The 17,598-nt window shown below is 57.8% G+C and carries 15 protein-coding genes; 3 read left to right on the top strand and 12 right to left on the bottom strand.

Annotation, left to right across the window (positions count from 1 at the left end; all coding sequences use genetic code 11):
- Positions 1 to 12 precede the first annotated feature (12 nt).
- Positions 13 to 357 carry an outer membrane protein assembly factor BamE domain-containing protein gene (gene bamE / locus NP590_RS04450; RefSeq protein ID WP_256601040.1) on the bottom strand — a complete coding sequence of 115 codons (345 nt, stop codon included), beginning with the start codon at positions 355 to 357 and terminating at the stop codon, positions 13 to 15.
- Positions 358 to 457: 100 nt separating this feature from the next.
- Here bamE and NP590_RS04455 point away from each other — a divergent pair, with 100 nt between their 5' ends.
- The 3 genes from NP590_RS04455 to aceF all read left to right on the top strand — a co-directional run bounded on the left by NP590_RS04455 (position 458) and on the right by aceF (position 6,119).
- Positions 458 to 2,053: a protein adenylyltransferase SelO gene (locus NP590_RS04455; RefSeq protein WP_256601042.1), complete on the top strand. Its 1,596-nt coding sequence runs from the start codon at positions 458 to 460 to the stop codon at positions 2,051 to 2,053.
- A gap of 78 nt (positions 2,054 to 2,131) precedes the next feature.
- The gene (gene aceE / locus NP590_RS04460) at positions 2,132 to 4,804 is read left to right on the top strand and encodes a pyruvate dehydrogenase (acetyl-transferring), homodimeric type (protein ID WP_256601043.1); all 2,673 of its coding nucleotides are present in this window, start codon (positions 2,132 to 2,134) and stop codon (positions 4,802 to 4,804) included.
- Between the two features lie 25 nt (positions 4,805 to 4,829).
- The gene (gene aceF / locus NP590_RS04465; RefSeq protein WP_256601044.1) at positions 4,830 to 6,119 is read left to right on the top strand and encodes a dihydrolipoyllysine-residue acetyltransferase; all 1,290 of its coding nucleotides are present in this window, start codon (positions 4,830 to 4,832) and stop codon (positions 6,117 to 6,119) included.
- Between the two features lie 160 nt (positions 6,120 to 6,279).
- On the opposite strand, the gene NP590_RS04470 is transcribed toward aceF, so the two are convergent.
- The 11 genes from NP590_RS04470 to NP590_RS04520 all read right to left on the bottom strand — a co-directional run bounded on the left by NP590_RS04470 (position 6,280) and on the right by NP590_RS04520 (position 17,595).
- Positions 6,280 to 6,978: a hypothetical protein gene (locus tag NP590_RS04470; RefSeq protein WP_256601045.1), complete on the bottom strand. Its 699-nt coding sequence runs from the start codon at positions 6,976 to 6,978 to the stop codon at positions 6,280 to 6,282.
- A 13-nt stretch (positions 6,979 to 6,991) separates the two neighbouring features.
- On the bottom strand, positions 6,992 to 7,546 hold the full coding sequence (locus tag NP590_RS04475; RefSeq protein ID WP_256601046.1) for a cyclin-dependent kinase inhibitor 3 family protein: 555 nt from the start codon (positions 7,544 to 7,546) through the stop codon (positions 6,992 to 6,994).
- Positions 7,547 to 7,639: 93 nt separating this feature from the next.
- Positions 7,640 to 8,035 carry a cupin domain-containing protein gene (locus NP590_RS04480; RefSeq protein WP_256601047.1) on the bottom strand — a complete coding sequence of 132 codons (396 nt, stop codon included), beginning with the start codon at positions 8,033 to 8,035 and terminating at the stop codon, positions 7,640 to 7,642.
- A 109-nt stretch (positions 8,036 to 8,144) separates the two neighbouring features.
- Positions 8,145 to 11,408 carry an efflux RND transporter permease subunit gene (locus tag NP590_RS04485; protein ID WP_256601048.1) on the bottom strand — a complete coding sequence of 1,088 codons (3,264 nt, stop codon included), beginning with the start codon at positions 11,406 to 11,408 and terminating at the stop codon, positions 8,145 to 8,147.
- 8 nt (positions 11,409 to 11,416) lie between these two features.
- Positions 11,417 to 12,535 (bottom strand): efflux RND transporter periplasmic adaptor subunit, encoded by a 1,119-nt coding sequence (locus tag NP590_RS04490; RefSeq protein WP_256601049.1) that lies wholly within the window; start codon positions 12,533 to 12,535, stop codon positions 11,417 to 11,419.
- 10 nt (positions 12,536 to 12,545) lie between these two features.
- Entirely contained in the window at positions 12,546 to 13,883 is a 1,338-nt protein-coding gene (locus NP590_RS04495; RefSeq protein ID WP_256601050.1) for a TolC family protein, read from the bottom strand.
- Between the two features lie 300 nt (positions 13,884 to 14,183).
- Positions 14,184 to 15,455, bottom strand: coding sequence for an NAD(P)/FAD-dependent oxidoreductase (locus tag NP590_RS04500; RefSeq protein WP_256601051.1), 1,272 nt, complete (start codon positions 15,453 to 15,455; stop codon positions 14,184 to 14,186).
- Between the two features lie 42 nt (positions 15,456 to 15,497).
- Positions 15,498 to 15,710, bottom strand: coding sequence for a YgaP family membrane protein (locus NP590_RS04505; RefSeq protein ID WP_256601052.1), 213 nt, complete (start codon positions 15,708 to 15,710; stop codon positions 15,498 to 15,500).
- Positions 15,707 to 15,862: a cytochrome bd-I oxidase subunit CydX gene (cydX, locus tag NP590_RS20560; protein ID WP_371927240.1), complete on the bottom strand. Its 156-nt coding sequence runs from the start codon at positions 15,860 to 15,862 to the stop codon at positions 15,707 to 15,709. The genes NP590_RS04505 and cydX overlap by 4 nt, the downstream gene beginning before the upstream one ends.
- An 11-nt stretch (positions 15,863 to 15,873) precedes the next feature.
- Complete coding sequence (gene cydB / locus NP590_RS04515; RefSeq protein ID WP_256601053.1) at positions 15,874 to 17,013, bottom strand: cytochrome d ubiquinol oxidase subunit II; 1,140 nt, start codon at positions 17,011 to 17,013, stop codon at positions 15,874 to 15,876.
- A 3-nt stretch (positions 17,014 to 17,016) separates the two neighbouring features.
- Entirely contained in the window at positions 17,017 to 17,595 is a 579-nt protein-coding gene (locus NP590_RS04520; protein ID WP_256601054.1) for an aspartate carbamoyltransferase, read from the bottom strand.
- Positions 17,596 to 17,598: the final 3 nt, after the last annotated feature.

Here is a 17,598-nt window from a genome sequence, read left to right on the forward strand (position 1 = left end):
CAAGCCCAAAACTTACTTGCGGGTAGAGCTAAAGGTGTAAGACCGCACCACGCCCTGCGGGTCGAAGCGAATCAACAAATCCTGGGTGTCGTCGGCACCGAACAGGGAGTATTTATAGATGCCGTAGGTCCAGGTAGTCTTGCCGTCTTCCATGCCGGTGCGCCAGGGTCGGCCGAAAATATCGGTGATCTCCTGCCGGGTGGTTTGACCGATTTTGATTTCGGGTACCCGCGATCCGGCAAACTCCTGCCCGACCGTAAAGCAACCGGTCAGCTGGCTGGCCGCCACGCCGCCGAGTAACAATAACCAACTGAATTTGATAGCGGCCGTGCTGCGTTTAGGAAACAGTTTTTTCATGAAATGAACCTCAATTGCTTGAACGATTGTTATAAAGTGCGGGTAACACTATCTTAGCCGCTTCCCGCCTCCAACCGAAACTGATTTTCGTCATAACGCCATGCCGACTCAAGCCAACGACAACCTTTTCAATACTTTGACTTTCGATAACCGTTTTGTCCGCGAGTTGCCCGGCGACCCCGAAGCCGACAATTACCGCCGGCAGGTCTATCAAAGTTGTTATTCGCGGGTGTCGCCCAAGGCCGTCAAGGCGCCGCGGCTGGTGGCGTATTCCAGGGAAATGGCCGGCGAATTGGATTTGTCGGAAGCTGCTTGCCAATCCGAAGTGTTTTGCCAGGTATTTGCCGGCAATCACTTGCTGGACGGTATGGAGCCCTACGCCATGAATTACGGCGGCCAGCAATTCGGTCATTGGGCCGGGCAGCTGGGCGACGGCCGCGCCATCAATTTGGGCGAGGTCGTCAACCGGCAAGGCCGGCGTTGGACTTTGCAACTGAAGGGCGCCGGTCCCACGCCCTATTCGCGTAGCGCCGACGGCTTGGCGGTGTTGCGCTCGTCGATACGCGAATTTCTCTGCAGCGAAGCCATGCATCATCTGGGCGTGCCGACCACCCGGGCACTGAGCGTGATATTGACCGGCGAACAAGTGGTGCGCGACATGTTTTACGACGGCAACCCGCAACTGGAGCCGGGTGCGGTGGTATGCCGGGTGGCGCCGTCGTTTATCCGTTTCGGTAATTTCCAGTTGTTTACTTCGAGAGACGACCTGGAAACCCTGAAACAACTGGTCGATTTCACCATCAAAACCGACTTCCCGCATTTGGGTCAACCCGGCAAAGCGGTTTACCTGCAATGGTTCGCGGAAATCTGCCGCGGCACCGCCGAAATGATAGCGCACTGGCAACGGGTGGGTTTCGTGCATGGGGTCATGAATACCGACAACATGTCCATCCTGGGTCTGACTATCGACTACGGCCCCTATGGCTGGCTGGAAAATTACGACCCGGATTGGACGCCCAACACCACCGATGCCCAGGGTCGGCGCTACCGATTCGGTAACCAACCCAAAATTGCCTACTGGAATCTGGTGCAATTAGCCAACGCCCTCTATCCCCTGATTCTGAAAGCCGAGCCCCTGCAGGACGCCCTGACGGTGTTTACCCAAACCTTCGAGCAAACTTGGCAGCGCATGCAGGCGGACAAGTTGGGCTTGACCGCTTTCGACCCGGCCGTCGACCAAAGTCTGACAGCTGAATTGGCCGGCTTGCTCCAGGCAGCGGAAACCGATATGACGCTGTTCTATCGCGGCTTGTCCGCCATCGAAGCCGATAGCGCCCTTGCGGATTTTCGGGCGCATCTCGAGGCCTGCGCCTATGCGCCCTTGTCCGCGGAAACCCTAAGCCTGGCCGACGCATGGTTCAAGATCTACCAGGGTCGCTTGCAACGCGACGGACGGCCGCGCATCGAGCGCCAACAGTCCATGGATGCAGTCAATCCGCTCTATGTGTTGCGTAATTATCTGGCGCAACAAGCCATCGACTTGGCGGAACAAGGCGACTTCAGCGAGGTTTGGCAATTGCTGGAGGTGCTGCGCCGTCCTTATACCGAACAAGCCGGCAAGCAGCGTTTCGCCGAAAAACGCCCGGATTGGGCTAAACAACGCGCGGGTTGCTCCATGCTGTCCTGCAGTTCCTGAAGAACAAAAAAACATGCTGAAAACGGCCTTTTCGGGTATCCTTTTTGGGCTAAGCCAACGATTTTCTAGGTCCCGTTAATGAACAACAACACCGATATTGCCGCCAAACACGATATTGATCCTGCCGAAACCCAGGAGTGGATGGAGGCGCTACGGGCGGTGATTGAAAGAGAAGGCAGCGACCGCGCCAGCTTTTTGATCGAAACACTGCTAGACACCGCCAGACAAGCCGGCCTGGATATTCCCTTTTCCGCCAATACCCCTTACATCAATACCATTCCGGTCGACAAGCAACCCAAGTTTCCGGGCAATTTCGACATAGAGCGCACCATACGTTCCTACGTGCGCTGGAATGCCATGATGATGGTATTGCGGGCCAATAAGTACACCAATGTCGGCGGGCATATCGCCAGCTTCGCTTCAGCCATCACCTTGTACGATGTGGGGCAAAACCATTTCTGGAACGCGGCTTCCGACAAACACGGCGGCGATTTGATTTTCTCGCAGGGCCATTCGGCGCCCGGCACCTATGCCCATGCATTTTTGTTGGGCCGCCTGAGCGAAGAGCAAATGGATAACTTCCGGCAGGAAGTCGGCCGTAACGGTCTGTCCTCCTATCCGCATCCCTGGCTGATGCCGGAGTTCTGGCAATTCCCCACCGTGTCCATGGGTCTTGGCCCCATCATGGCGATTTATCAGGCTCGCTTCATGCGTTACATGCAGGATAGAGGTTTCGCCAATACCGAAGGCCGCAAGGTTTGGGCCTTTCTGGGCGACGGCGAATCGGACGAACCGGAAACCCTGGGCGCTATCGGCATGGCCGGCCGCGAAAAGCTGGACAACCTGATTTTCGTGGTCAACTGCAATCTGCAACGCCTGGACGGCCCGGTACGCGGCAACGGCAAAATCATTCAGGAACTGGAAAGCAACTTCCGCGGCGCCAACTGGAACGTCATCAAGGTGATCTGGGGCCGGCGCTGGGATGCCATTCTGGCTCGCGACAAGGACGGCTTGGTGGTCAAGCGCATGATGGAATGCGTCGACGGCGATTACCAAACCTTTAAATCCAAGGACGGCGCCTATGTAAGGGAGAAATTCTTCAATACCCCCGAACTGCAGGAACTGGTCAAGGATTACACCGACCGCGATATCTGGGAACTGAATCGCGGCGGCCACGACCCGATCAAAGTCTTCGCCGCATACAACGCCGCCGCCAATCATAGCGGCCAACCCACAGTGATTCTGGCCAAAACCATCAAGGGTTACGGCATGGGCGATTCCGGGCAGGCACAAAACACCAGCCATCAGCAAAAAAAGATGAGCATGGAATCGATCAAGGCCATCCGCGACCGTTACCAACTGCCGATCAGCGACGAAGAGCTGATCAATCTGCCTTACATCCGTTTTGCGGAAGATTCCGCCGAACTGAATTACCTGCGCCAACGCCGGGTCGATCTGGGCGGCTATCTGCCGTCACGCCGCACCAAGGCCTACCCGCTGGAGATTCCGGCGCTATCCGCCTTTAAAGCTCTGCTGGAAGGCACCGGCGAAGGTCACGAAATTTCCACCACCATGGCGTTCGTGCGCATCCTGAACATCCTGGTGAAAGACAAGCAGATCGGCAAGCGCATCGTGCCCATCGTGCCCGACGAATCGCGCACCTTCGGCATGGAGGGCATGTTCCGCCAACTGGGCATCTGGTCGCAAGTCGGTCAGCTGTACACGCCTCAGGACGCCGAACAGCTGATGTTCTACAAGGAAGACAAACACGGCCAGGTATTGCAGGAAGGCATCAACGAAGCCGGCGGCCTGTGCGACTGGATCGCGGCCGGTACGTCGTACTCGACCCATGGCGTGCCGATGATTCCGTTCTTCATCTATTATTCGATGTTCGGTTTCCAGCGGGTGGGCGACCTGATCTGGGCCGCCGCCGACCAACGTACCCGCGGCTTTTTGCTGGGCGGCACAGCCGGCCGCACCACCTTGAACGGCGAAGGCTTGCAGCACGAAGACGGCCACAGCCATCTGATGTCGGCCACGGTGCCGAACTGCTATTCCTACGACCCCACCTTCGCCTGCGAGCTGGCGGTGATCATTCAGGATGGCTTGCGCCGTATGTATGTGGATCAGGAAGATATTTTCTACTACATCACCCTGATGAATGAAAACTACGATCAACCCGCCATGCCCGAAGGCGCGGAAGCCGACATTCTGAAAGGCATGTATTTGTTCAAGAAGGGACCGAAAAGTAACAAACCCCGGGTACAACTGTTGGGTTCCGGCACCATTTTCATCGAAGTCATTTTCGCCGCCCAGTTGCTGCACGAAGACTGGGGCGTCGACGCCGACCTTTGGAGCTGCCCGAGCTTTACCGAGTTGGGCCGCGACGGCCAAAGCTGCGAGCGCTGGAATCGCCTGCATCCGACCGAAACGCCGCGCGTCCCGCATGTCGCTCAGTGCCTGAGCGGCACCACCGGCCCCATCATTGCCGCCACCGATTACATGCGGGTGTTTGCCGAGCAGATTCGGCCCTGGGTGAACCGGCCTTACACCGTATTGGGTACCGACGGTTTCGGCCGTTCCGATACCCGCGCCAATTTGCGCAGTTTCTTCGAAGTGGACAGATACAACGTCGCCGTGGCGGCCTTGCATGCCTTGGCGCAAGCCGGCGAATTCGAGGCCGCCAAGGTCGAAGTGGCGATTGCCAAATACAATATCAACCCGGATGTTTCCGCGCCTTGGTTGATTTAACGGCTGATCTAACGGAAAACACCCTATGAGTTCTATAATCGAAGTAAAGGTCCCCGACGTCGGCAACGTGCCCGAGATCGACATTGTCGAAGTATTAATTCAGCCCGGCGACGTGGTGGCCGTGGAGCAAACCCTGGCGGTGATGGAAACCGACAAGGCCACCATGGACTTGCCCTCCAGCGCGGCCGGCGTTATCAAAACCGTGCATATCAAGCCTGGCGATAAAGTGGCGGAAGGCACGTTGATCGCCACCGTCGAAGTCAGCGAAGCGGCCACGGCCGCTGCTCCCGCGCCGGCGGAACCCAGCCCGGCGCCCGCGCCTGCTCCGGTAGCGCTGGCCGAAGCCCCCAAGCCCGAACCCGCCAAGCCTGCGGCCGCACCCTCGGCTCCCGTTGCAAGCAGTGGCGAAGCGGTTAAAGCTCATGCCACCCCCAGCGTCAGACTCTATGCCCGCGAACTCGGCGTCGATCTTGGCAAACTGCAAACCGGCAGCGGTCGCAAGGGTCGCATCCTGAAAAGCGATGTGCAAAATTTCGTCAAGCAGGCGATGGCTACTGCTGGCGCGGCGGGCGGTGGAGCGGGTATTCCCAGTATTCCCGCCGTCGATTTCAGCCAGTTCGGCGAAATCGAGGAAAAGCCTTTAAGTAAAATCAAGCGCCTGACCGGACAAAACCTGACCCGGGTCTGGCTGAATTTGCCGCTGGTGACTTATCACGACGAAGTGGCCATCGACGAAATGGAAGAATTCCGTAAAGCCACCAATGCCGGCCAAGGCAAAGATGGCATCAAACTGACGGGATTGGTCTTCATCATGAAGGCGCTGGTTGGAGCGATGCAGAAGTATCCGTCCTTCAACAGTTCCTTGTCGCCGGAAGGCGATAAGCTGTTCTTAAAAAAGTATTTCCATCTCGGCATTGCCGTGGATACCCCCAACGGCTTGGTGGTACCGGTGATTCGGGATGTGGATAAAAAAGGCATTTTCCAACTGTCCACGGAACTGGCGGAGGTCAGCGAACTGGCCAGACAGGGCAAGCTGAAACCGTCCGACATGCAGGGCGGCTGCATGACCATCTCCAGCCTGGGAGGCATCGGCGGCAGCGCCTTTACGCCGATTGTGAATGCGCCGGAAGTGGCGATTTTGGGCGTCACCCGCGCCAAGGTGCAGCCGGTCTGGAACGGTTCCGCATTCGAACCAAAACTGATGCTGCCGCTGGATATCACTTACGACCACCGCGTCATCGACGGTGCCGAAGGTGCTCGCTTCATGGAAGCCCTCAAGGCCAATCTGGCGGATATTCGGCGCTTGTTGCTGTAAACAGGGCCGTTGACCCCGGAGTCGCCGCAGACTCCGGGAGCTTTCGGCGCTAGCCCCCTTATAAGCTGTCTTCTGTCGCATGACTGAGCGGTTAAGGTGAACGTCCCTCTTTAAAGCGAGGGGTTGCCACCGGCCACGGGAAGCAATTAACAGCCATTGCTTACCCGGCCGAAAAATCCACAGTCAGGCGTCTTGCCATATCGGCCTTGCGCGCGAGCATCTTGTCGGCCAGGGCCCGAGTGCCGCTGGCGCTCAGGATGGTCTCGACAATCCGTTCGTCGGATATTCCCAGCACCACCTTCACGGCCCGTTCAATGTCGTCCGGATTCATGCCGGCGAATAGTTTGGCCGCGTGCGGATTGCCTTGGTCTGTTCGCAGAACGTCCAGTTCATCCACCTGGGTCCCGAACGCTTTGCCCTTGGGATCGCCTTGGGCCCGGAATGCCAGCGCTCCACCGACATCGAGCGTCAACACAATGCCGTTTGCCACCCCCTGGTTGTCGCCGTGGTAGCCGGCGGCGTCCCAGTTGGCGGTCCAGGCGTGCACGCCGAACCAGTGTTGCGCCTGTTTGCGTTCGTTTTCGCTGAGATGCGCGACGCATTTTTTATCGAGATCGACCCATGCGGTAGCGACCCGGTCTGGCGCCATCGTACTCACGTAGGGCAATGTCGGCGCGCCAGCCAATCGGTAAAGCTTGGCCGCTATCATTTCGTTACGGGCATGAGCGGGTGATTCCGGCGACTTCACGTAATAGCGCCTTCCCTGGCCGTCTTGAAAGATGCCGGCCGGGTTGCTGCCCAGTTGCCCGCCAACCCGCAGCAGCGTGTCGGTATCGAGCAAAAAATCCACCTCGTTCATCGGCGGCCCTGCCTCAGGGAATGGGCTTGATTCGGCGCACCAGCGCCAGTTGCGCCGGCGTTTCTATAGCGCCCTGGCGGACGCGGCGAACGGCATGAATAGCTGCATCGGCATCCATGCCCAATTCCACCAGCAAGCGGGCGGCTATCATGCCGGCCCGGCCCAGGCCGCCCTTGCAATGAACCAGCACGTCATGGCCGTTGCGCAACAAGTCGCGTATTTCGCGGCCTTGCGTGAGCCAATGTCGTTCGAAGGCCGGGGTGGGAACGGAAAAGTCGGCGATGGGCAGATGCAGCCAAGCCATGCCGCGCGCGCGTATCTCGTGCCCAAGCAGCGGTACCTTGAGCGCCGAAAGTTCGGCGGGCTCCACCAGCGTCAACACCAGTTTCGCACCCCAAGCGGAAATGCTGTCCAGATCGATACCGAGGTCGCGCTCCCAGGCCCCGGTGAGGGCAAAATGGTCATGCTTGCCGGGGCAAAAGGTAATGCCGATCCGACCGTGCGACGGGCTCGCGCGGACTTCGGCGATTTGCAGGGGGTGTGTGTGGCTTGTCCGTGGGGTTGCCATGGCGAGTTCCTGCCGGATATTGAATGTCGGTAAGGGCTTCGGCTTTAATGACTTCTCTATCAGGAAAATGACGATAATTGGCTGGATGGCAGTTTAATGCGCGTCCGAGTTGGCGGGAGCCATCTCGAATATGATGATTTCCGCTTCGCCCTTGCCGACATTCTCCACCGTCATTTCAGCGCCGGTTTCCCAAAATACTTGGCCCGGGCCAAATACATTGGTTTGGCCGTTATCTTCGATTTTCAATTTGCCCTTCAGGACAAAACGCGGTCCAGGGCCTTCGTGGGTATGCAGCGGCGTTTTATAGCCCTTGGGAAAGTGCACGCGGATTACCTTGGTGTCCACTTCCTTGCTTGGCAGCGACACCTGCTTGTTCAATAACAATTCGCGGGAGAATTTTGCCGGCGACGGGTCGGCATTGGCGACGGGCATGGACAGGATAGGCCACAAGGCGGACGCCAGACAAAAAACGCGGATTATGGGTTTCACGATGGATTCCTCCTAACAGGATTGCATGATTAAGCGCCGGTCGGAACGCCGATTGGGCGGAACCGATCTTCGCGCGGGAATGCCGGGGCATGGCCCCAGCATACAACGACTATTGCTCGACTTCCACCGCCTTGGGCATATTCCGATTGATCAGGAAATATACCAGGGGTATCACCACCAGCGAGAACAAGGTCGAGGCGATAATACCGAAGATAAAACTCCAGGCAAGTCCCGAGAAGATCGGGTCTAGCACTATCATCACCGAGCCCAGCACCGCGGAGGCCGCCGTCAAAAAGATCGGATTCAAGCGGGTGGCGCCGGCTTCGACGATGGCGTCGGTCAAGCTGATATCCGGGTTGCCGCGATAAATGTTCTCGATAAAATCGATCAGAATGATGGAATTCCTTACCACGATGCCGGCCAGCGCAATCATGCCTATCATCGCCGTGGCGGTGAAATATACCGGGTCCGCGTATTGGCCCACATCAGCCGAAAACAGATTGATGAACCAGAAGCCGGGCATGATGCCGATGACCGTCAACGGAATCGCAATCATCATGATCAGCGGCACGCCCAGCGAACCGGTCTGCCCAACCAGCAGGATGTAGATCATCACCATGGCCGCCGCGAAGGCCAGGCCCAAATCGCGGAACACGTCCACGGTGATTTTCCATTCGCCTTCGCCGGCCATTTCAGCGCGGTAGCCGGCCGGCAGCGGTTGTTCCTCCAGCTTGTCGCCCAAATCCCACACCGCTTCCACCGGGCTGCGGCCGGCCATTTCGCCCAGCACGTAGGAAACCGGTTGCAGATTCTTGTGATAAATGGTCTGGTCGCCGCCCTCGCGTTCAAAATGGCCCAATTCGCTCAGGCGCACCAAGTCTCCGTTGGCCGATTTCACCGACAGGGTCAGCAAATCGGTCTCGGACGACCGGGCGGCTCTGGGCAATTGCAGTCCTATCAGCAGAGGCTGGCGTTCGCTGGCGACGTGCAGGGTGCCGGCCATGCCTCCTTCCACCGCCAGTTTCAGACTATTGGCCACTTGTTGATTGTTGATGCCCAGCAAGGCGGCCTTGTCCTGATCGAGAATGAAATGCAGACGCTCCCGCGGGGCTTCCACATAATCGTCCACATCGACCACGCCGGCGGTTTTTTCCAGCTCGGCGCGCACACGATTTGATACCTGGATGATGTCGGCATAACGGGCTTCCGGCGGGCCGTAGATTTCCGCCACCACGCTGGATAAAACCGGCGGGCCCGGCGGCATTTCGACGATTTTGACGTTGGCGCCGTATTGTTTGCCGATGCGCTCGATATCCGGCCGCATGCGCAGGGCTATCGCATGCGACTGTTGCTCGCGGCGGGTTTTGTCGACCAACACCAAGCGAATGTCGCCGACGTAAGCACCGCGCCGCAGATAATAATGCCGCACCAGGCCATTGAAATCCATCGGCGACGCCAGACCGACATAGGTTTGATAATTGCTCACTTCGTTGACCGTGGCAAGATATCGACCCAGCGCTACCGCCACTTCGTCGGTCGCTTCCAGGGACGAGCCGCGCGGCATGTCGATCACCAGTTGCAGCTCGTTTTTATTGTCGAACGGCAACAGTTTCAAGGGTACCACCCGAGTGACCGCCATCAGGGTGGACAGCACGAAGGCAATAAAAACCGCCAGCAAAAACCAAAACGCCTTGGATTTGTGGAGCAGCAGCGGCGTCATGATCGCTTGGTAAATCTTGAATCCTCGGGTATCCCGCAATTGGAATTCCGGGCCGTGATCCTTGCCGTAATCGGCCTTCAACAACTTGTAACTGGCCCAGGGCGTCACGGTAAAGGCGATCAGCAAGGACATCAACATCGCAATCGGCACGTTGAAGGCCATGGGCGCCATGTAAGGCCCCATCATGCCGGTGATGAAAAACATCGGCACGAAAGACATGATGACGGCAAAGGTGGCCAATATAGTCGGCGGACGGATTTCGTTGACCGCCGTCAGCAAGGCCCGCAACGGCGGTTCCTTGCGCATCTTGTAATGGCGGTGGATGTTTTCGACGTCGACGATGGGGTCGTCCACCAGCAAACCCAAGGACAGGATCAGGGCGAACAGCGTCACCCGGTTGATGGTGTAGCCGAACAACAAATCCAGCATCAGTGTCACCGCAAAAGTCATCGGCACGGCCAGCGACACGATCAAGGATTCCTTGAAACCCAGCGACAGCGCCAGCAGCACGATGATGGTCAAAATGGCGATACTTAAATGCATCACCAGTTCGTTGACCTTGTGATCGGCGGTTTCGCCGTAGTTGCGGGTAACCGTCACCAGCACATCATTGGGAATCAAGCTGCCATGCAGTTGCTCGGTCAATGCCAATACCTGTTCGGCGACGGCGACTGCGTTGCTGCCGCGCCGCTTGGCGATGGCGATGGTGGCCATTTGCCGTTCCTCGCCAACCTCCGGCGGGGTGTCGCCGGCGTGGCCGACGGTTTTCATCTGCCCCACGCCCGGCCCGAAACCGATGCGGGTGTAGTAATCGGTATCCGCGGCACCGTCGATAATTTCCGCGACATCCCTTAAATAGACCAGTCTGCCGCCAACGCTTTTCAGGACCGTGGCCCCGACTTGCTCCACGGACTGGTAATTCGGTCCGGCTTCCAGCAGGATCTCGCGGTTGTCTTGATTCAGCCGGCCGGCCGCCAGATTGACGTTGCCGCCGGCCAAGCTTTGTTGCAGTTCCAGCAGACTGACGCCGGCGGCCTGCAGTTTCGCGGGGTCGGGATACACCGAAATCCGCCGCGGCGCGGCGCCCAGCACGTAGCTTTTGCCCACGTCGTCTATGGCGCGTAAACGCTCGATCAGCTCTTCGGCGATACGGCGAATGGACATGATGTCCTCGGCGGACTTGGGCATGGACAGGCCGAGCAGCAGAATCGGCACGTCGTCGATTTCAACCGGTTTGACCACCCAATCGGTGACGCCGGGCGGAATGATGTCGAGATTGGCTTCCAGTTTGTCGCGGGTTTTGATCAGACTGTCTTCTATGCTTTGTCCGACTTCGTAACGAACCGTAACCAGCGCCTGACTTGGACTGGAAGCGGAGTAGACATACTCCACGCCTTGGATTTGCTTTAACAGCACTTCCAGCGGCGTGGTGACGCGCTTCTCGACTTCCTCCGCCGTTGCTCCCGGATATTGCACGAACACGTCCATCACCGGCACGATGATTTGCGGATCTTCCTCGCGCGGTGTCAACCAGAGCGCGGCGGCGCCTGCCAGCAAGGAAATCAGCAGAAACAGCAGCGACAGGTGCGAAGTGGTAAACAAACGGACGATGGCGACCGTCAGACTGTCTTTTTGCCCTTCGGTGGATTTCATGGCGTCTTTCATGGCAGCTGCCCGCCATCGCCTGGCAAGGACGCCGCGCCGCTAATCAGAATGGTTTCGCCTTCACGCAGGCCGGACAAGACTTCGATTCTTGATCCATACTGTTTGCCCGCGCGGATATGGCGGGTGGTCAGGCCTTGACCCTCCAGCACTTTAACCGCCTGTAACTGGCCATATTGCACGATGGCCGTTACCGGAATCAGCAGGGCTTGTTGCTCGGCCAGGCAGGCCAGTTCCAGCCAGCCGAACTGGCCTTGCCTTACGCCCTCGACTTTCGGCAATTTGACCTTGACGCCTTGGGTGCGGGTTTGCGGGTCGATTTCCGGGGCAATTTCATCCACCGTCGCCGTCAAGATTTGCCGAGGGGCCTCGAGACGCACCCCGACTGTCATACCCAATTTGATGGCGGCCGCGCACTGGCTGGCAATGGCGGCTTCCAGGCGCAAGTCGTCCGGTTTATGCAGGGTGACGATGGGTTGATTGGGTAAACCCATGTCGCCCGGCTCTTGCAGGCGTTCGCCGATGATGCCGTCGAACGGCGCGTACAACACGTTTTCCCCCAACATCACCTTGCTTTGGTTGGCCGCACTGGCGGCTTGAGCCGCCGTGGCGCGCGCCGCCTTGGCTTGAGCCAAGGCCGCTTCGTAAGCCTGTGTGGTCGCCGCCTGTTTTTCATACAGGCCAAGCATGCGTTTTTCGTCCGCGCTGGCTTGCCCGGCTTGCGCTTGGGCGGCTACATGCGCGGCGCTGGCGGCTTGGTAGGCCGCGCGCAGGTCCCGGTCGTCGAGTCTGGCGATGATGTCGCCTTTTTTCACGCTATCGCCGGGGCGCACGGCGATTTCCACAATCCTGGCATTCAGTTTGGGGGCGATTTTTGCCGACAGGCGCGATTGCACGATGCCTTGCCAGGACAACACATTGTCCGCCGCCTGCTTGGCGACTTGCAGCGTTTGCGCGCCCGCCGGCAAGGATGCTGCATTTGGCGGGGTATTGCCGGGCGGGGTTTTGCTTGCGCCGCCCAAAATTCCCAAGGCGAATAAAATCACCAGCAGCAAGGCGGTGATGGCCGCCGCCGGAATTAACCAGTTCGGTTTGTTCATGCCAAAGTGTTCGGTCATCTCGATTTCCTTATTGCCAGAAGCCCGTGGCTTGCTTGAGTTCCGCTTCGGCGCGCAAGGCATCGAAACGGGCGTTGATTTGACGGCTGTGGGCCTTGTCGCGGGCGACTTCCGCTTCGATATAACGGGTCACGGTCACCACGCCGGCCCGCCGTTGTTCGTTGACCAGACGCAGGGCTTCCTCGGCGGAATCCACCGCAATCCCGGCAACTTCGGCGCGGCTCAAGGCGTCCTGTAATTTGAGTTGAGCGGATTTCAACTGGTTTTCGATACGCAGGCGGGTCTGCCGGGCGCTTTCAAGGGCGGCGGTCAACTCATGCTCGGCTTTTTTGATGTTTTCCTGGGTGGCGAAGCCGGAAAATATGTCCACTTCCACCATCACGCCGGCCGTGACGTTATCGCGATTGGCGCTGTAGGCCAGATCCTTGCTGTCGGAGCCGTAGCTGACAAAAGCATCCGCCCTGGGTAGATGGGCGGCTTGGGCCATCTTGACTTTTTGTTCGGCCATGGCCACCCGCTTTTCGGCGGCCATCAACTCGGGGTGGCGCGCCAGGGCCTGACCGAGCAAGTCGTCGAAACTGGCCGGGGTGTCCGGTAAGGCGGTCGGCCGGGCCGAATCGATCGGAAAACTTTCGCCAGCGCCGAGACCGAGCAGGGTTTTCAACATGCTTTGCGCCATTTCGATGGCGTTGGCCGCCTGAATTTCGGCATCCCTGGCTTCGGCCAATTGCACTTCCAGCGACAACACGTCGGACTTCAGTACGGTTCCGGCATCGAAGCGAATTTTCGATTGGGCAAGCTCGCTTTGCACCGCTTCAATCGAACGCCGGCTGATGGCGTGTGCTTCCATGGCCGCCAGCTCGCCGTAATAGGCCGCGGTGACGTTGTTGAGCAGTTGATTGCGGGTGGCGGATTTTTCATATTCGGAGGTTTCCACGCCCAATTCGGCCGCCTGCTTGCCGTAGTAATCCCGGCCGCCGCGAAACAAGGAATAACTGGCGGTCACTTGCGGACGGTAATTGTCGACGCCGCCCGGGTGATTGAAATCGCTGCCGGTAAAACTGAGACGCCGTTGCGCAATGATCATGGCAAAGGCCTGCGCCGGGTTATCGCTGTGCAGATACGATAGGCTGGCCTTTATTTGAGGGTAAAAGTTCGCCAAGGCTTCACCCAATTGGGCATTGGCCTGATCGATGCGGGCCTGCATGATGCCTAGCTCGGGGTTATTGGCCAATGCCGTATCCATGGCCTGTTCCAGGGTATGCGGGCTTGGTCCGGAATCGGCGCGGACCGGATTAACCACCAGCATTAACGCGAACGGTATTTGCCAAAAGTGTTTGTGTCTCATGAAAAAATCCGAATTCAGTTTGAACGGGTAATTTGTAACTATTCAGCGCTGGTGACGTGTGGGTCGGATGCGCTTCGCTTATCCGGCCTACGTTTGTTTTACGTTGTTTTGACCGAATAATAATTACGGTAATTAAAGTCATGGTAGGAGCGACGCATAGTCGCGATTCGCAAGGCCATCATCGCGACTATGCGTCTCTCCAACGAGACTGTCTTGCATTTGCCGGGGCGATGCGCTCATTACTCTCGGATTAAAGACAGCGGCGCGTGTGCCGCGACTTCACCGCTGTTTCGCCCTGTTTTAGCCCTTGAGCCGCATAATGCCGAACATTTTTAAGGTCAGTTTTTCGTAATACGGCTCGCTGATGCCCTTGCGGACTTTACGCATGAAGTATTTTTCGTAGCCTATTTTGGCCAAATGCACCCATTTACCTTTGGAAGCCCATTGCACATTGCGCGGCGGAATCTGCGGCATGGCCAGGAAGGCTACGCCCGAGTCGCCGAAATCCGCCAGACACAAAGCATTCCAGGTACCTTTGTCCTTCGGTTGTTTACCGTCCAGTTCGGCGCGAATGTTGTGCGCGGTGGCGGTAACCATGGACTCTATCATGTAGCCGGTTTTGGGCACACCGGTGGGAACCGGGGTTTGCTCCAAGGGCGGAATGGCAATGCAGACCCCGATGGAATAAATGTTTTTAAAGGTGGGGTTGCGCTGATGCTCGTCCACGATGACGAAACCGCGCGGATTGACCAATTTATCGATTCCAAACAAAGCATCCACGCCCTTGAAAGCCGGCAGTATCATGCTGTGCTTGAACGGCAGTTCGTGTTTTTTCTTTTCCTGGCCGTTTTCGTCGACCTCGGTGACATACATCATGCCGGCTTCGATTTTGTCGATTTTGGCATTGCAAATCCAGTTGATGCTTTTATTGCGCAGTTCGCTTTCCAGCATGCCCTTGGTGTCGCCGACGCCGCCCAGGCCCAAATGGCCGATATAAGGTTCCGAGGTGACATAGGTCATTTTGACTTTGTCGCGAATTTTGCGTTGGCGCAGATCGGTTTCGGCAATGAACATGTATTCATAAGCCGGGCCGAAGCAGGAAGCACCCTGGGCCGCGCCGACAATGATGGGGCCCGGATCTTCAACGAATTTATCCCAAAACTCGCCCGATTCGCCGGCGTGATCGACATGGCACACCGATTGGGTGTGGCCGTCCGGACCCAGGCCCGGTACTTCGTCGAAGGCCAGCTTGGGGCCGGTGGCTATGATCAGGAAATCGTAAGCGACCCGCGAGCCGTCGGCCAGTTCGAGCTGATTGTCTTCCGGGTGAAAGCGCGTGACTTTTTGCTGGATGAAGCCGATATTCTTTTTCTGGAACATCGGCGCCAGTTCCACCTTGATGTCTTCCGGTTTGCGCCAGTTGACCGCTACCCAGGGGTTGGACGGCACGAAGTGAAAAGTCGGGGTATCGGCGATCACCACGACCTCGTCTTCCTTGCGAGCGTTTTCCTTCATTTCCAAGGCCATTGGTATACCGCCTATGCCGGCCCCCACGATTACTATTTTTGCCATGTGACTACTCCTAATTGATTGATAGATATTTTTTTGCCGGTGTTACCGGCAAGTTTCTTTTATGCCCAATTTTTTCAGAATGATTTCCAGCGGACAGAATCGGGTAAAACCGCTTTGAAACAAATTGGCGCCGACAAAGGCGGTAAACCAAAGCCAGTTGCCGGAGTGGAACAGTGGACTGCCTTCCACGCCCAAGCTCAGAGACAGCAGGATAAAAAAGCCCGCCACAATTCTGACGATGCGTTCCGTGCTCATGACAGCCTCTCCTTGCCGCGTTGCGCCAAACTCTCGCAGGATTGATCGATACCGTGGTGGTCGATGTCGCAGACCGATTCCAGCCACATGGCGTTGATGATGGCGAAGGACGCCGCGAAACCGACGCCGAGTATCCAAGCGAAATACCACATGATGTGTCTCCTCAGTAAAGTGTGTGAGTGTCTTTCAAGACGCTGGCTTCGGTGACGCTGCCCCAGATGATTTTGTAGACCCAACGGGTATACAGCAGCACGATGGGCAGGAACACCACGGTAATCCAGAAAGCCAGCAGCATGGTTGAGTGACTGGAACTGGCGTCCCACAGCGTCAGGCTGGAGCGTGGATCGGTCGCAGAAATCAGCAGGAAGGGAAACAAGCCGAAGCCGACCGTCAGGGCAATCCCGGCTATGCCCAGGCTGCTGAACATAAAGGCTCCCATCCTGGATTCGCCCTTGCCCAACCACCAGGCCAAGGCCAGACCGGCAAATCCGGCCACCGGCGCCAGCCACATCCAGGCATGCGCCATGAAATGCCCGAACCAACCGGCGCCGTTGCCGATCACGGTTTTATTCAGCGGGTTGGACGGCGCATCGTTAGCCGCCATTTGGGTTATTTCCGGACGCTCGATGCCGACAAACACCCACAGCGTTGCCGCCGCCAGCGCGAGCAACAGCATGGGGCCCAGCGCTTCGACGGCCAGTACGGCCCTGTCGTGAATCACGCCCTCGCTGCGCCATTTCAGGAACAAGGCGCCGTGAAAGGTGGTCAGCAACAAGCCGGTCACCCCGCACAGCAAGGCAAAGGGACTCAACAAGGCCCGGAACGAGCCGTCGTAGAAAGCTCTTAAATCCTGGTCGAGATGAAACGGCAGTCCCAGGATCAAATTTCCGACCAGCACGCCGAGTAATACCGGCGGCAGGCTTCCGCCCAAAAACAGGCACCAATCCCAGGTATTGCGCCAGCGCGGGTCTTCGATCTTGCCGCGGTAATCGAAACCGGCCGGCCGAAAGAACAGCGAGAACAACACCAGCAGCATGGCCGCGTAAAGTCCGGAAAACAGCGTGGCGTAAACCGCCGGCCAGATGGCGAATATCGCCCCGCCCAACAGAATCAGCCAGACCTGATTGCCTTCCCAGGTGGCGCCGACGGTGTTGATGATGACCCGCCGCTCGATATCGTTGCGGCCCACGAAGGGCAATAGAGTGCCGACGCCGAAATCGAAGCCCTCGGTCAAGGCAAAAGCGATGCCGACGACGCCGATAAACAGCCACCAAATGACGCGTATGGTTTCATAATCGAACATGGGTTACTCCTTGCCTTGTGTGGATTGCGGCATCTGCCGGGACTGTTTGTGCGGGTGATGATGCTTATGGCCCTTGTGTTCGCAATTCATAGGCTGGCCGCCGACCGCATGGTGGGCATGGTCGCTGAGCTGAGCATTGAAGAAACGGTGGATCGCATCGACCAGCGCGCTGTCTTCGGCCGAATACTCGATTTCGGCGCCGTTCGGCAGGTCGCGGTAGGCGAATCGCACCGCGCCATTCGCGCTGGCCAGTTCCGCCAAGCCGGGCATATCGTCGCCATGGATGCGGCGCTGCTTGGAAAAGTCGCCTTGTTTGAAGCGCTCGCTAATGTCCGCCAGATGCTGGCGTATCAAGCCAATTTGTTCGCTATCGCCGGCATCCTTGGCAATCACTTGCTGAATGCCGCCATGCGCGGTTTTATCGAAGATATGTTGAGTCTTTTCCAAATGAAACGGCATCACACGGCTGCCGCGCTCGGCGACATCGTGCAAGCGTTGCTCGCTGGCCGGCGCTTGCGCGTAAACCGTGCCCACCGAGGCGCCTATCAGTAAGGCCAAAACAGATTTGTGCATAAAGTTCATGGA

It is taken from the genome of Methylomonas subterranea (genome assembly GCF_024505185.1).
GTDB lineage: Bacteria > Pseudomonadota > Gammaproteobacteria > Methylococcales > Methylomonadaceae > Methylomonas > Methylomonas subterranea.